1 pseudogene is annotated in these 401 nt (G+C 73.8%); it reads right to left on the bottom strand.

The features are described from left to right. Positions 1-374: pseudogene (locus DW298_RS06930) on the bottom strand (HNH endonuclease); the annotation flags it as partial. Between the last annotated feature and the right edge of the window lie 27 nt (positions 375-401).

A 401-nucleotide genomic window follows, 5' to 3' on the forward strand; every position in this document is an offset into this window, starting at 1 on the left:
TCGAGGTACTGCACGATCACCTGCGCCAGCAACCGCAGATCCTCCGGCGTCGCCGCCGGCGCGACATCCCCGACACCCGCGTCCGGGTCGGCGGCCGCGATTCCTCGCGCGTATGCGGCCAGCTCCGCGTCCGCCCGCAACCGATCCGCCGTCCCGATCCGGGCCCCGGCCTGCTCGATCGGCCCGATCGCCGCCAACAGACCCGCCACCCCGATCGTCCCGTCCAGCAACGCCTCCCGCAACGCCGGCCACCGCGCCGGCAACCACGCCCCGGACGACAACTCCACCTCCCGCCGTGTTGCTTTCGCAGCCTTCACCACCCGGGCCGCACCCGGGCCGTCGGTGCGCAGCACCCGCTGCAGCAGCTCGTTCACCGTGCGACACCCGAACCGCCCGCAGAA

Origin of the sequence: Microbacterium sp. A20, assembly GCF_004794515.1 — a bacterium.
Classification (GTDB): Bacteria; Actinomycetota; Actinomycetes; order Actinomycetales; family Microbacteriaceae; genus Microbacterium.